The organism is Burkholderia sp. AU33803, assembly GCF_002223095.1.
Classification (GTDB): domain Bacteria; phylum Pseudomonadota; class Gammaproteobacteria; order Burkholderiales; family Burkholderiaceae; genus Burkholderia.
On record NZ_NKFJ01000004.1, the window covers coordinates 1,391,844 to 1,404,491 of the forward strand.

A 12,648-nucleotide genomic window follows, 5' to 3' on the forward strand; every position below is an offset into this window, starting at 1 on the left:
TTCATCGAGACCGATTATCATGCTTCCGATAAGATCGCACGCGATATATAATGCGTCCATCTGCGGCCGTTCGCGTCGCTGGAGGACGTTCATGAAACCGACCGAAGCCCCATCCGATACCGCGCCGAAGCTGTCCGAGTTCCTCTGCTTTGCGATCTACTCGACGAACCTCGCGTTCGGCAAGGCGTACAAGCCGATCCTCGAAGCGCTGGGCCTCACGTATACGCAATACATCACGATCATTGCGCTGTGGGAGCAGGACAACCAGACGGTCGGCCAACTCGGCGAGAAGCTGTTCCTCGAATCCAATACGCTGACGCCGATCCTGAAGAAGCTCGAGACGATGGGCTACCTGGAGCGGCACCGCGATCCGTCGGACGAACGCCAGGTGCTCGTCAGCCTGACGAAGAGCGGGCGCCGCTTGCGTGAGAAGGGGCTCGACATGAACCTGGTCGAAGCCACCGGGTTGAAGCCGGACGAATTCGCGAAGATGCAGAAGGCGATCGTCACGCTGCGCGGCAACCTGATCCGGTCGACCGACGAATAAACGCCCGGTCACGCTGCGGCCGGCACGACCCGCGTGCCGGCCGCGTCGTCATGCGTGCCCGTCGCCCAGCACCAGCAGGTTCATCTCGCGGCGGACGACAAACCCGAGTGCGAGATAACGCTCGATCGCCACCTGGTTCGACGCGAGGACGTGCAGGAAAGGCGTATCCGCACGCGCATCGATCTCCGCGATCAACGCACGCATCAGACGCGCCGCCAGCCCTTGCCCCCGGAACGCGGCATCCACGCACACGGCGCTGATCTCCGTATACCCGTCGACCTGCATCCGCTCGCCGGCCATCGCGGCCAGCCTGCCTTCGCTGCGGATGCCGATGTAATGGCCGAGCTCGACCGTGCGCGGGCCGAACGGGCCGGGCTGGGCGGCCGTGGTCAGCGCGAGCATGTCCGGCACGTCGGCTTCGGCGAGCGTGACGTAACCCGATTGAGGCGCCGGGTCGAGCGTCCCTTGCCAGACCATCTGCAACAGGCTCGCGCGCCGGATCGCCGACAATCCCGCCGGCGGTTCGATCTCGTCCGGCGTGACCAGCGCCGCCGGCCCGTGAGCCGCGATCAACGTACGCAATGCGTCTAACGACGCCGCGCTTGTATCCTCGATCGCGGCAAACGGCGCGATGGCGACCGGAAACCGCCAGGCCCGGCCATGACCGAGCGCCAAGCGGCGCTGCCTGCCCGTCAGCGCATTCCACACCACACGGTCGAGCGGGTGCGCATTGCCTGGCGGGTTTCCGGTCGTTGCATCGGACATGAACTGCTCCTTGATTGAAGGTGTCGGTGGCACAGCATAGACCGGGATCGGACGGGCAGGGCGCGGCGCGCCAACTACCGCTGCCAGCGCTGCGGATCCATCCATATCGGGAACGACAGGATCACCGCCAGCCCGTCCCCGCCGATCCCGGCCGTTACTTCGACCGAACCGCCGTGAGACTCGGCGATTCGCGCGACGAGCGACAGGCCGATGCCGCTGCCCGGCTGCACCGTCCCCGGTACCCGGTAAAAACGTTCGAAGATCCGCTCGCGCTCATCGGCCGGCACACCGGGCCCGTCGTCCGCGATCCGCAGCCTGACCCATGCACCGTCCGCATCGGCAGGGACGTCGCACGCAATCTCGACCCGCCCGCCGTCACGGCCGTATCGCAGCGCGTTGTCGATCAGGTTGCGCACCGCAATGGCGATCTCGTCGAGGTCGCCCCAGACACGCGCCGGTTCGACCGCGATCCGCATCGTCTGTCGGCGCGCATGCGCGGCCGCGTCGAAGTCGCTCGCGATCAGTGCAACGAGCCGCGACAGGTCGACCGGCCCGTGCTGGTCGGCCCGTGACCCTGCATCCAGCCGCGCCAGTTCGAGCAACTGCCCGGATAGCCGCGCGCTGCGCTCGACGCCCGTTGCGAGCCGGCGCAGTGCTTCGTTCTTGTCCGCCAGGCTGTCCGCCTGCAACGCCACTTCCGCCTGGGCCGACAACGCAGCGAGCGGCGTGCGCAACTCGTGCGCCGCATCGCCGATGAAACGGCGCTCGGTATCGACGGCCTGACCCAGCCGCGCGAGCAGACGATTGAACGATTCGACGAGCGGCCGCAGCTCACGCGGCAGCGTCACCAGCGGCAACGGCGAGAAATCGAACGCCGCCTTGCGCTGGATCGCCTGCTGGACGTCGCGCACCGGCCCGAACGACCAGCGGATCACCCACCAGATCACGACGCCCAGCATCCCGAGCATCACCGCCGTGTTGAACAGGCCGAGTTGCAGCGCATTGTTCGCCTTCTCCTGCCAGGTCGTGGCCGGGCCGCCCGTCTGAACGTGAATCCGGCCTGCCGGATCCGACAGCGAGTACACGCGCCAGGTCTCGTCGTGCGCGACGCCACGCCCGGTGCTCACCCCGTATCCGTCCCGCAGGTCGGCCTTGAGGGCCGGCCCCGGCGCGTCCACGCTGTGCATCACGTTCCGGCCATCGACCCAGACCTGGAACGCGACGTCGTAGTTGCCATACGCCGTGTTCGGTACGACCGCCTGGGCGTTCGCCGCGGGCAGGCGATCGATCGTATCCGGCAATGCCAGGAGCAGCAGTTGCGCGGCGCTCTCGAGCATGCCGTCGCGCCAGCCGCGCTGCTCACGCCACAGGCCGATGCCGAGAAACGCCCCCCAGCTCGCCCAGAACACGACGACCGCCGCCATCACGGTCGCGAGCAGGCGCACGCGTAGCGACTTCATGCCGGGCTCTCCCCGACGCGATAACCGAAGCCGTGCACCGTCACGATCAGCTCGTCGCCGAGCTTGCGCCGCAGTTGATGGATGTACACCGCGATCGTGTTGCTTTCGATATCGCTGTCGTTGCCGTACACGCGCGCTTCGAGCTGCGTGCGCGTGACGACGCGGCCTTGCCGCTCCATCAGCGCCAGCAGCGTGCGGTACTCGTGGATGCTGAGCGCAACGGGTTCGCCGGCGCGCGTGACTTCCTTGCGCGCCGGATCGACGTGCACGTCGCGGTAGACCAGGCGTTCCGACACGCGGCCCTGGCTGCGGCGCGTCAGCGCGCGCAGCCGCGCGTAGAGTTCGTCGAGCTGGAACGGCTTCACGAGATAGTCGTCGGCGCCTGCGTCGAGGCCGCGGATCCGGTCGCTCAGCTGATCGCGCGCGGTCACGATCAATACCGGCGTCGGGTCGTAGTTCGCGCGCATCGCGGCGAGCAGCGTGAAGCCGGACGCGCCCGGCAGTTGCAGGTCGAGCAGCACCGCGTCGTAGTCGTGGCCGACGAGCGCGAGCCGCGCCGCCGGCACGTCGGCCGACCAGTCCGCGCGCCAGCCGTTCTGCCTGAGGCCCGCGCACACGGCGTCGGCCAGCATGACATCGTCTTCCACCAGCAGGATATGCATCGGTTTCGCTCCTCGATTGTCGAGGTCGCCAGCCTGACCGACCGCGATTAAAAACTTCTTAAAGCCCGGGGGCCACGATGCGTGCCATTCGCCGCATTGCCGGTGCAATGCATCTGGCGTTTCCTCGAGAGGCTCGCGATGACCGTGTCACGTCCTTCAATTCCGTTGCTGCAATGCAATGCGGCACGACGCCCCACCTTCGCGCCGCGTCGGTGCGGGCCATTCTGGCACGGAAGGCCGCGTGCATTGTGCGCGTCGTGCGCGTTGCGCGCCGGCCGCGCGGGAGCGGTGCGATGAACCAGCTCGCCACGCTCGCCCCGTTCGGCCTCGCGTTCGGCGTGGCAGGCGCCAACAGCATTGCCTGCCTCGTCGGCCTGTCGCTGATCGAGCGGCTGATCCCCGTGCTGCCGTCCCACGCGCTCCTCACGATGATCGGCGTCGCCAGCGCGCAAGGCGTATGGACATTGCCGGAAGCGATCGTCGTCACGGCACTCGGAAGCTTCGCCGGCTGCCTGTTGCATTACGCGCTCGGCAACCTGTGGCCGGAAGACAGCGTGCTGACCCTGCTGCGCCGCATCGCGCCGCTGGGCAGGCTGCAGCCCGCAAGAATCGACGCGCTGATCGACGGCATCCGCGCGCGGCCCACGCGGCTCGCACTCTGGTCGCAACTGGTGCCGTTCGTCCGGCTCGTCGCCCCCGCGCTCGCCGGCTTGCTGGAGACGAGTTTCGCGCGGTTCGCGTCGGGTGCCGCGGCCGGCATCGCGCTCTGGAACACGCTGTTCATCACGGCCGGCTACCTGGCTGCACGAGCGGCCACCTAGCCCGACATGTCGTTGACCGATCGATCCTGCCTGGAGCCTGTCGATGCGAATCCCCGAATGGTTGCTGTTCCTGCGTACCTGGTTGCGCCATCCACGCCGCGTCGGCGCGCTTGCGCCGTCCGGCCCGGCACTCGCTGCCCTGATCACCGCCGATATCCCGCGCGACGGCGCCACCGTGATCGAACTCGGCGCGGGCACCGGCGTGTTCACGCGGGCACTGCTCGCACGCGGCGTCACGAGTGACCGGCTGGTGCTGGTGGAAGCCGATCCCGCTTTCGCGAACACGCTGCGGCATCAGTTTCCCGCGCTGCGGGTCATGCAGATGGATGCGGCGCAACTCGGCATGACGGGCGACTTCTTCGGCGGGGCGCGTGCGGATGCGATCGTGAGCGGGTTGCCGCTCGTCGCGATGCCGGTCGAACGGGCCGTCGCGATCGTTCGCTGCGCGTTTGCGCGCCACCTCGCCGCCGATGGTGCGTTCTACCAGTTCACGTATGTGCCGCGCTGCCCGATCCCGGCGCGCGACCTGGAGGCCATGCGCATTCGCGCCGTCCGGGTGGGTGTCGCGTGGATGAACTTCCCGCCCGCCATCGTGTATCGCTTCGAGCGCCGAATCGATGCGGCCGGCCATCAGAGGCCCGTTGCGCGGCCGTTGCGCGATACGGTTGTGGAAGCCGCTATTTTGCGCGGCTTCGATGCCATGCCATCGCTCGATTCGAGCGGCATGCGACCCTCGATGGAGGGGAGCGCGTCATCGTGAACGCGCCCGGGTACGGCTTGTTGTCCGGCCTGCCACGGCTGATGTTGCTGCTTCGACGATCACGGGCCGCGAGCGCCGGCAGCCGCATCGGCACGGCGCACCGTCGAATTGCGGGCTGACACGAGCACGTGGTGCGCGCCGACCTGCAACGCTGTTTTTCGCCGACGACCGGCGAGGCGCGCGCCGTGCTCGCGCGCTCCCGTTTCTCACACCCCGTACCGAACTGACCGGATCGGCGCGACGATTCCGACGCGCCATGCTCAATGGCCGAAGTAGATCGAGCGCTCGGCCGTGCGAACCACGCTGCGGCTGCCGGACTGCGTCGCACTGCCGGCGTCGCTGCCGTAACCCGATGCCTGCGACTCGACCGCGATTGCATTGGTGTCGTGAACCCGGCGCAGCGCAGCCTGGAGATTGTCCGGATAGTTCGGATCGTTGGGCCGGTTCGGCAGGTAGCCGGCGTTCTGCAGCGCGGCCAGTTCCGCACGCACCTGCGAGCGCGTCACGGTGCCGTCACCGGCAAACGCCGGCGCGGCAACGGCAGCCGACACGGCAACGAGAACGGCAGCGATCAGTTGGGTCTTCATCATTCACCTCGACAAGAAAATGGGAATTCAGCGGTTGCGCACCGTGCGCGGTTTCGTTCAATGACCGAAGTAGATCGAGCGCTCGGCGATTCGCGTCGTGGCCCGGCGGCCCGACTGCGTTGCAGCGGCGGCATCGCTGCCGTAACCGGACGTCGCTGCGTCGGCCACTGCGGTGTCGCTCGCGTGAATGCGCGTCAGCGCGGCCTGCAGATCGTCCGGATAGTGCGGATCGTTCGCGCGGCCCGGCCCATAGCCGGCCTGTTCGAGCTGGACGAGCTCGGCACGCACCTGCGCGCGGGACACGGCGGTTGCATCGGCGAACGCCGGTGCGGCAGCGGATGCGGAAACGGCCACGAGAAGGGCGGCGATCAGTTGGGTTTTCATCATTGACCTCGACAGAAGAGAAATAGAAGGGATTCAGGGTTCGCGTATCGACGATGCGTCGCGCTTAATGACCGAAATACACCGAGCGGTCGGCCACGCTGAGCGCATGCCGGCGGCCCGATTGCGTTGCCGCCTCGCCGTTGCTGCCGTAGCCGGACGCCTGCTCGTTGCGGGCGACCGCATCGACGACATGGATCTGCGTGAGTGCAGCCTGGAGATCATTCGGATAGGTGGCGTCGGTCGCGCGATTCAGCGGGTAGCCGGCCTGTTGCAACTGCGCGAGCTCGGCACGCACCTGCGCACGCGTCACGGTCGATTCGCTGGAGAACGCCGGTGCGGCCACCGTGGCCGAAACAGCGACGAGAAGGGCGGCGATCAGTCGGATATTCATCATTCACCTCAAAAAGAAAGAAAAGAAATCGGGTATTCGGCAAGGCGGCGCCAGGCCGCCTGATGCATCGTTCAAGCGATACGGATGTCGACGTCGATGTTGCCGCGCGTCGCCTTCGAATACGGGCAGGTCTGGTGCGCCGCATCGACGATGCGCTGCGCGACGTCGCGATCGAGCCCCGGCACGCTCACGTTCAGCCGGGCCTGCAGGAAGTACGCGTTGCCGGCGGTGCCGAGATCCACTTCGGCGTCGACCGCGAGATCGGCCGGCAGCGTTACCTTCGCGGCACGCGCCGCAAGCTGCATCGCGCCGATGAAGCAGGCCGACCAGCCGGCCGCGAACAGTTGCTCCGGGTTGGTGCCGGTGCCGGCGCTGCCCGGCGACGACAACTGGATGTCGAGGCGGCCGTCGGAACTGCGCGCCGAGCCGTCGCGGCCGCCCGAAGTCGTATGCGTCTTGCCGGTGTACAGCACTTTTTCGATCTTGCTCATCATTTGCTCCGTCAGTTGGATGGTTTGCTTCAGATGCGATTCGATCGCATGCGATGGAGTTTCGTCGAGGCGACCCGCTCAGTCAAGCGCATTCGATTAAATCGCATGCGATATTTTGTATTTCAATGTATCTGGAACGTGTATAGCCTTGCGGGAGAAGGCATTCCGACGGTCGATCCCCGATATTCGACGCGCGACGCATCCGGGCAGGGCAGGTGAAAGCGCTCCGGGAATGGCGGGCCGCCCCGCAGGGCGGCCGATCGGTCAGGCCGGGTCGATCTCGGCGATCACGACGAGAATCACGGCCGCGTCGGCCGGCAACTGGCGCTGGGAGAACGCCGAGCGCGCATGGCCCGACTTTTCGCCCAGCACGGCGGCGAACAGGTCCGACGCGCCGTCGATCACGGACGGCTGCCCGAAAAAGCCGTCCGCCGAACTCACGTGCCCCTCGACGCGTACGATCTTGCGCAGGCGCTCGAACCCGCCCAGGTGCCGGCGAATCTGCGCGAGCACGTTCAGCGCCGCGAGCCGGGCGGCATGCTTGCCTTCGTCGACGTTCAACTGCTCGCCGACACGGCCGGTATAGGCAATCTTGCCGTCGACCAGCGGCAGTTGTCCGGAGACGAACAACAGGTTGCCGGCCTCGCTGGCGGCCGTATAGCTGCCGAGCGGGTTCGGCGGCTCGGGTAACGCGAGGCCGAGGTCGGCCAGTTTCTGTTCGACGGTCATGTCGTGCTCCTTGCGGGAAAAGGGTTCGGGCGTTCGGTGCTGCCTTTGAGTCACTGTAGTCATGCGGCCGAAGCCGGTAAATGTCAGCCGCGCAATTGATTCACGACGCGGTGTAACGAATCACGCCGTGCGCGTCCGCTGGTTTCCGCCGCGAGATTCATGCACACTCGGCGTCATCGCGCGCCACGCGCCGCAGACGGCAGGAATCGCCTCATGCAACGACAATTCGACGATCTGCTGCTGGGCAGCATCGAGCTGTTCTGCCTCGCCGCCGAACTCGGCAGCTTCACGCTCGCGGCCAACGCGGCGAGCGTCACGCCGGCCGCGGTCAGCCGCTCGGTCGCGCGGCTCGAGGCGCGTCTCGGCGTGCGGCTGTTCGTGCGTACGACACGCCAGATCCGCCTGACCGATTCCGGCCGCCGCTATTTCGAGCAATGTCGCGACGCGCTGTCGCAACTCGTCGATGCGGAGCGCGAGGCGACCGGCCAGCAGGCGACGCCCGCCGGCGTGCTGCGAATCAGCATGCCGACACCGTACGGGCACTATCGCGTGCTGCCGCTGTTGCCGGCGTTTCGCGAGCGATATCCGGACGTGCGCGTCGACACCCACCTGAGCAACCGCAACATCGACTTCGCCGAGGAAGGCTACGATCTCGCGATCCGCGGCAGCGCACCGGCCGATTCGAACCTGATCGCCCGCAAGCTGGAGGATGCCGAACTCGTGATCGTCGCGACGCCCGGCTACCTGAAGCGTGCGGGCATGCCGACCGCCGTCGACGACCTGCATGCGCACGAATGCATCCAGTTCGAGCTGCCGAGCAGCGGGCGAGCGATTCCGTGGCTGTTCAACGATGGCTCGGAAGGGATCGACGTCGCGACGACCGGCAGCTACGGTACGTCGGGCGACTATCTTGCCGGTGTGACGCTCGCGCGCAGCGGTGCGGGCCTGTTCCAGACCTATCGCTTCATCGTCGAGCAGGATCTGCGGGCCGGCACGCTCGTGGAAGTGCTGCCCGGCCTCGGCGGCCGGTCGCGGCCGTTCATGCTGCTGTATCCGCATGCGCGCTTTTTGTCGTCGCGCGTGCGCGTGTTCGTCGACTTTCTCGTCGAGCATCTGGCGCGCGCGCCGGCCGGGCAGCCGGCCGGGAAACGCGCCAAACGAGCCGGTGCATCGCGCTAGGCGCGCCGGCTCGCGGTGTCGACGCCGCGTCTCAATGCCCGGCGCTCTGGCCGCCGTCCACATGCAGGATCTCGCCCGTGACGAACGGCGCCGAATCCAGGTACAGGATCGCGTCGACGATGTCGCTCATTTCGCCCATGCGGCCGACCGGATGCAGCGACGCGAGCGTTGCGTGCGTTTCGGGCGCGTGCATCGGCGACTTGATGATCCCGGGCGACACCGCATTCACGCGAATGCCGGCCTTCGCATACTCGATTGCGAGCGACTTCGTCGCCGCATTCAATCCGCCTTTCGTCAGCGACGCGAGCACCGACGGCACGTTGCTGTTCGCGTGATCGACCAGGCTCGTCGTGATGCTGACCACGTGGCCGCCGCCGTGCTTCTGCATCGCGGCGATCGCATGCTGCGTGACGTGGAAGAAGCCGCTCAGGTTGACGTTCGTGATCTGCGCATAGTCGTCCGCGGTGTACTGCGTGAACGGCTTCGCGATGAAGATGCCCGCGTTGTTGACGAGCGTGTCGACGCGGCCGAAGCGTTCGATGGCGGCGTCGACCACGCGCCGTGCGACGGCCGCGTCGCCGATATCGCCTGCGACGGTGACGAGATCGGGATCGTTCGACGGCCCGATCGAACGTGACGTTGCGACGACGCGATGGCCGCGGGCCCGGAATGCGTCGACCGTTGCCGCGCCGATGCCTTGCGATGCGCCGGTGACGATGATGACTCTGGATGCGCTCATGATTTGCCTCGATGGGTGAAGGGTTCTCGGCTTCAGTGCCGACCGGATCCGTGAATCCGATGGGCGAACTGTAGGCGCGCCGGCTGCGATCTCGAATACCCACCGTGGAGCAACAGTCTTGCGTCGGGGGAACAAATGCGGGGCGGGGTGGGGCGGGTTGAGGGACTGCGGTCAGGGCGGCCCGTCGGGACGTGGAGGCGTGGAGCGGGCGGTCAAAGGCCGAGGATCGCGGCGGCGGCGCCCGGCTGCACGAGGCCGCTTCACGGTCATGTCAGTCGACATGCCCGCGATATTCGCGGCTGAACTGCCATGCGCCACTACTGCGGCGGGCGGCCAGCCCAATCGGCGCTCGACTTCGCGCTCAAGCGCCTCGATGCCTCAATGCGCTGCGCGAACGTTCAGGCGTAGCGCGACCTCACCAAAAGGCGACCGATTATCGGACGGTTTGACGCGCCGATTCGTCTGCTGCGGGACACGCAGTTGGCTAACTCAATGCTGATGTCGGGATAACTTTTCTTATCACAATAGCACTATTAATAGTCCAAACTCGCCGATTCGAAAACGCGTCTGATGCCCACCGTCCGGGCCGCCTCCGTGCTTCTCACCGCCGAACCGGGGACAGGGAAGCGAACATTCGTCGTGCACGCCTTCAGGCGTCGCATGTCGTAGCCATTTCAAGATGTCGGGGCGCCAGCCAGATAGAAATGTCGTGTTTTAAGGTTGGTTGGCTGCGTCTCTTTCCTCGTTTTGAGCGTTACGCAGTGTCGAAGGTCGGCGCCTGAACGGGCAGGGCGCTCACGTTCGTTTCTCCAGCTTTTGCAGACCGACGGCCAGGTTTGTTTGGCGGCTTTGCGGTTTGCCGACGGTGCGCCAGATCCACGATCACATGCTCGACGTCGGCCTGCGTGATCTCGCGTTGCTTCTTCTTGCCCGGTTCAGCCTCGTTTCGATTGGTCCGCGTCGCGTCGCCACGATGCGTTCGAGACGGGGCTTTACCGATTCGACTGTTATCGCGTTGCGCCTGGATCGTCTGCGCAACCTGGAGCACGTGACTCAGGCGCTTGTGTTCGACAACAGCAGCTTGATCGATCTCGGCCAGCCGGTCGTACTGTCTGCAAGGCAACACTCGACCCTCTGTTCGGAGTTCGATGCGCCCGTCCGGGTACTCCCACACCTCGATCGTTCGACCGATCAGCTTCCGATTCTCCGGCGTATCGTCCAGCAAATACATCACTCGGTCGTACTGCACCGTGAGAGATTTCGTGACTTTCCGCGGCTCGCGCCACGTCATCACCAAGTCGAGATTCTCTTCGGCGCGCAGCGATCGGTGTGCATTGAAGTCGCTCTTCGGCGGCTTTGCGAAGCGTGTGTTGTAGGCGGCCATGAAGGAGGGCGCGTAAGCGTTGGCGTCGGCCACCGTGTTGATCCCACGCAGCCGCATCTCTTTGACCAAGCGATCCTGCAACGTCAGATGTGCTCGCTCGACTCGCCCCTTGGCCGGACTGCTGTTTGCGCAAAACGTATCGATGTTCAGCTCGTACATCGCGCGGCCAAAGTGCGTCACCCGATTGCCAGCCTTGCCCGGCGTTGTATTGCGGAACACGCTGTACTTGTCGCTATAGAACGCCCCCGGTTTGCCGTGGCACTCGATATACGCTCGCGTCGCCTCGAAGTAGCTGAAGGTCGATTCGGTCTGCGTGAAGTGCAGCATCATCAACCGGCTCGTCGCATCGTCGACGTATACCAGCAGCGTGCACGCCGGCGCCCGTTCCTCGAACCACCGATGGTCGCTACCATCGATCTGGATCAGTTCACCCAGGCACGCCCGGCGCGCGCGTGGCTGATAGACCTTCGGCGGTCGTTGCCGGCGTGGCACCCACAAACCAGCTTCCGTCATCAGCCGCCGTACCGTTTCCTTGGCGAGCTGGATGCCGTGGCATTCCCGAAGCTTCTCGCACGCTAGTGTCGGCCCGAAATCGGCGTAGCGATCCCGGATGATCGTCAGGGCCCGCTGGGCCAACTCCGCATCCAGCCGCCGGTTGCCAGGACCGCCACGCTTGCGCGAGGTCAGGCCCACCGCGCCAGACTCCCGGTATCGAATCACCAGCCGTTCGATCTGCCGGACCGTCAGGCCCAGGCGTTCGGCCGCGCGGCCAGGCTTCACGCCCAAATCCACTACGGCCTGGATTACCTTCAGACGGTCGAGTTCTCTCATGTTCAATGTCACCAGTGCTGTTCGGTGCATCGCCGGCTCCATGATCTGACGTGGAGCCGGCAAGCTTACCGAGGTCCAAACGCGACATTTCTAAATGGCTAGAACACGACATTTCTAAAAAGCTACTACAATTTAAACGTCGATAATGTTGATTATGTCAAATACGATATTTCAGCCCCAAACCTCGCGGCAAGCGGCCTCCAACCGACCGCTGCCGCACTTTTGAGCGCCGTCGAAACGCTCAGGCAACCGGATTCATCCACTCCGTCAGTCCTTCGCGCGCATTCAATTCCAGGAACGTCGGCAACGCGCGAAGCGCGTGGATATAACGCGTCAGATTCACCCACGTCGTTGCCGGACGCGGCATGTTGCGCGTCCAGCGCATGAGCATCAGCGCCAGGAAGTCGACCGTGCTCAACCGGTCGTTGATCAAATACGAACGGCCATCGGACAGCAGCGTGTCGAGATGCGCCATCGCCGCCTCGACTTGCCCCTGCGAAAAAACCTTCACCATGTCAGCGCACCGCGGATCGCCATCCGTCTGCGCATAAAACCAGTTTCGCATCGCCGGCAACACCGAATTGGCGAGATAGATCATCATCTCGAACCACTCGGCACGTTCAGGCGAGCCCGGATCCGGAGCCAGGCGCGGCTCCGGATGGCGTTCGGCGAGCAGCATCAGCAACGCGGCCGATTCGGTCCGCGGCACGCCGTCGACGACCAGCGTCGGCACTCGGCCCGCGGGATTCAACCGCCGATACTCAGGCGTATGCTGCGCCCCCGTATCGATATCGACGAGGCGCGTTTCGAACGGCACGCCGAGTTCGATCAACATCCAGTGCACGGCCATGCTTGCCGCGCCGGGCGAGTAATACAGAACGTAGGACATGGTCTGAATTCGTCTCCTTGAATTGAAAT

15 protein-coding genes are annotated in these 12,648 nt (G+C 65.6%); 4 read left to right on the forward strand and 11 right to left on the reverse strand.

Features of this window, described 5'->3' with window-relative positions:
- Positions 1-91 precede the first annotated feature (91 nt).
- On the forward strand, positions 92-547 hold the full coding sequence (locus tag CFB41_RS08915) for a MarR family winged helix-turn-helix transcriptional regulator (RefSeq protein ID WP_069247997.1): 456 nt from the start codon (positions 92-94) through the stop codon (positions 545-547).
- A 48-nt stretch (positions 548-595) separates the two neighbouring features.
- Here CFB41_RS08915 and CFB41_RS08920 read toward each other — a convergent pair whose 3' ends face one another.
- From CFB41_RS08920 to CFB41_RS08930, 3 genes are all read right to left on the reverse strand, one after another.
- Positions 596-1,312 (reverse strand): GNAT family N-acetyltransferase, encoded by a 717-nt coding sequence (locus tag CFB41_RS08920; protein WP_089456245.1) that lies wholly within the window; start codon positions 1,310-1,312, stop codon positions 596-598.
- 74 nt (positions 1,313-1,386) lie between these two features.
- A complete protein-coding gene (locus tag CFB41_RS08925) occupies positions 1,387-2,772 on the reverse strand; it encodes an ATP-binding protein (RefSeq protein ID WP_089456246.1) in 1,386 nt (461 codons plus the stop codon).
- A complete protein-coding gene (locus tag CFB41_RS08930; protein ID WP_089440135.1) occupies positions 2,769-3,434 on the reverse strand; it encodes a response regulator transcription factor in 666 nt (221 codons plus the stop codon). The genes CFB41_RS08925 and CFB41_RS08930 overlap by 4 nt, the downstream gene beginning before the upstream one ends.
- 293 nt (positions 3,435-3,727) lie before the next feature.
- On the opposite strand from CFB41_RS08930, the gene CFB41_RS08935 reads away from it, so the two are divergent.
- Complete coding sequence (locus tag CFB41_RS08935; RefSeq protein WP_089456607.1) at positions 3,728-4,255, forward strand: DedA family protein; 528 nt, start codon at positions 3,728-3,730, stop codon at positions 4,253-4,255.
- Positions 4,256-4,298: 43 nt separating this feature from the next.
- A complete protein-coding gene (locus CFB41_RS08940; protein WP_089456247.1) occupies positions 4,299-5,015 on the forward strand; it encodes a class I SAM-dependent methyltransferase in 717 nt (238 codons plus the stop codon).
- Between the two features lie 260 nt (positions 5,016-5,275).
- Here the strand turns inward: CFB41_RS08940 and CFB41_RS08945 are convergent, their stop codons facing one another.
- From CFB41_RS08945 to CFB41_RS08965, 5 genes are all read right to left on the reverse strand, one after another.
- On the reverse strand, positions 5,276-5,605 hold the full coding sequence (locus CFB41_RS08945) for a DUF4148 domain-containing protein (RefSeq protein ID WP_089456248.1): 330 nt from the start codon (positions 5,603-5,605) through the stop codon (positions 5,276-5,278).
- 54 nt (positions 5,606-5,659) lie between these two features.
- On the reverse strand, positions 5,660-5,989 hold the full coding sequence (locus CFB41_RS08950; RefSeq protein ID WP_089456249.1) for a DUF4148 domain-containing protein: 330 nt from the start codon (positions 5,987-5,989) through the stop codon (positions 5,660-5,662).
- Between the two features lie 61 nt (positions 5,990-6,050).
- On the reverse strand, positions 6,051-6,377 hold the full coding sequence (locus tag CFB41_RS08955) for a DUF4148 domain-containing protein (RefSeq protein ID WP_089456608.1): 327 nt from the start codon (positions 6,375-6,377) through the stop codon (positions 6,051-6,053).
- Positions 6,378-6,448: 71 nt separating this feature from the next.
- Positions 6,449-6,868: an organic hydroperoxide resistance protein gene (locus CFB41_RS08960; RefSeq protein WP_089440138.1), complete on the reverse strand. Its 420-nt coding sequence runs from the start codon at positions 6,866-6,868 to the stop codon at positions 6,449-6,451.
- 264 nt (positions 6,869-7,132) lie between these two features.
- Positions 7,133-7,597: a RidA family protein gene (locus tag CFB41_RS08965; RefSeq protein ID WP_089456250.1), complete on the reverse strand. Its 465-nt coding sequence runs from the start codon at positions 7,595-7,597 to the stop codon at positions 7,133-7,135.
- Between the two features lie 213 nt (positions 7,598-7,810).
- Here CFB41_RS08965 and CFB41_RS08970 point away from each other — a divergent pair, with 213 nt between their 5' ends.
- A complete protein-coding gene (locus tag CFB41_RS08970; protein ID WP_089456251.1) occupies positions 7,811-8,776 on the forward strand; it encodes a LysR family transcriptional regulator in 966 nt (321 codons plus the stop codon).
- A gap of 31 nt (positions 8,777-8,807) precedes the next feature.
- On the opposite strand, the gene CFB41_RS08975 is transcribed toward CFB41_RS08970, so the two are convergent.
- From CFB41_RS08975 to CFB41_RS08985, 3 genes are all read right to left on the reverse strand, one after another.
- Positions 8,808-9,515 carry an SDR family NAD(P)-dependent oxidoreductase gene (locus CFB41_RS08975; RefSeq protein WP_089425469.1) on the reverse strand — a complete coding sequence of 236 codons (708 nt, stop codon included), beginning with the start codon at positions 9,513-9,515 and terminating at the stop codon, positions 8,808-8,810.
- 754 nt (positions 9,516-10,269) lie between these two features.
- Positions 10,270-11,760: an ISNCY family transposase gene (locus CFB41_RS08980; RefSeq protein ID WP_089456609.1), complete on the reverse strand. Its 1,491-nt coding sequence runs from the start codon at positions 11,758-11,760 to the stop codon at positions 10,270-10,272.
- A 211-nt stretch (positions 11,761-11,971) separates the two neighbouring features.
- Positions 11,972-12,619: a glutathione S-transferase family protein gene (locus tag CFB41_RS08985; protein ID WP_089456252.1), complete on the reverse strand. Its 648-nt coding sequence runs from the start codon at positions 12,617-12,619 to the stop codon at positions 11,972-11,974.
- Between the last annotated feature and the right edge of the window lie 29 nt (positions 12,620-12,648).

What these genes read in the sequence shown, in the direction of transcription:
- CFB41_RS08970 (WP_089456251.1), top strand. Translation starts at nt 7,811, where the DNA reads ATGCAACGACAATTCGACGATCTGCTGCTGGGCAGCATCGAGCTGTTC.
- CFB41_RS08965 (WP_089456250.1), bottom strand. Translation starts at nt 7,597, where the DNA reads ATGACCGTCGAACAGAAACTGGCCGACCTCGGCCTCGCGTTACCCGAG.
- CFB41_RS08920 (WP_089456245.1), bottom strand. Translation starts at nt 1,312, where the DNA reads ATGTCCGATGCAACGACCGGAAACCCGCCAGGCAATGCGCACCCGCTC.
- CFB41_RS08960 (WP_089440138.1), bottom strand. Translation starts at nt 6,868, where the DNA reads ATGAGCAAGATCGAAAAAGTGCTGTACACCGGCAAGACGCATACGACT.
- CFB41_RS08940 (WP_089456247.1), top strand. Translation starts at nt 4,299, where the DNA reads ATGCGAATCCCCGAATGGTTGCTGTTCCTGCGTACCTGGTTGCGCCAT.
- CFB41_RS08935 (WP_089456607.1), top strand. Translation starts at nt 3,728, where the DNA reads ATGAACCAGCTCGCCACGCTCGCCCCGTTCGGCCTCGCGTTCGGCGTG.
- CFB41_RS08930 (WP_089440135.1), bottom strand. Translation starts at nt 3,434, where the DNA reads ATGCATATCCTGCTGGTGGAAGACGATGTCATGCTGGCCGACGCCGTG.
- CFB41_RS08915 (WP_069247997.1), top strand. Translation starts at nt 92, where the DNA reads ATGAAACCGACCGAAGCCCCATCCGATACCGCGCCGAAGCTGTCCGAG.
- CFB41_RS08955 (WP_089456608.1), bottom strand. Translation starts at nt 6,377, where the DNA reads ATGAATATCCGACTGATCGCCGCCCTTCTCGTCGCTGTTTCGGCCACG.
- CFB41_RS08950 (WP_089456249.1), bottom strand. Translation starts at nt 5,989, where the DNA reads ATGATGAAAACCCAACTGATCGCCGCCCTTCTCGTGGCCGTTTCCGCA.
- CFB41_RS08985 (WP_089456252.1), bottom strand. Translation starts at nt 12,619, where the DNA reads ATGTCCTACGTTCTGTATTACTCGCCCGGCGCGGCAAGCATGGCCGTG.
- CFB41_RS08945 (WP_089456248.1), bottom strand. Translation starts at nt 5,605, where the DNA reads ATGATGAAGACCCAACTGATCGCTGCCGTTCTCGTTGCCGTGTCGGCT.
- CFB41_RS08925 (WP_089456246.1), bottom strand. Translation starts at nt 2,772, where the DNA reads ATGAAGTCGCTACGCGTGCGCCTGCTCGCGACCGTGATGGCGGCGGTC.
- CFB41_RS08975 (WP_089425469.1), bottom strand. Translation starts at nt 9,515, where the DNA reads ATGAGCGCATCCAGAGTCATCATCGTCACCGGCGCATCGCAAGGCATC.
- CFB41_RS08980 (WP_089456609.1), bottom strand. Translation starts at nt 11,760, where the DNA reads ATGCACCGAACAGCACTGGTGACATTGAACATGAGAGAACTCGACCGT.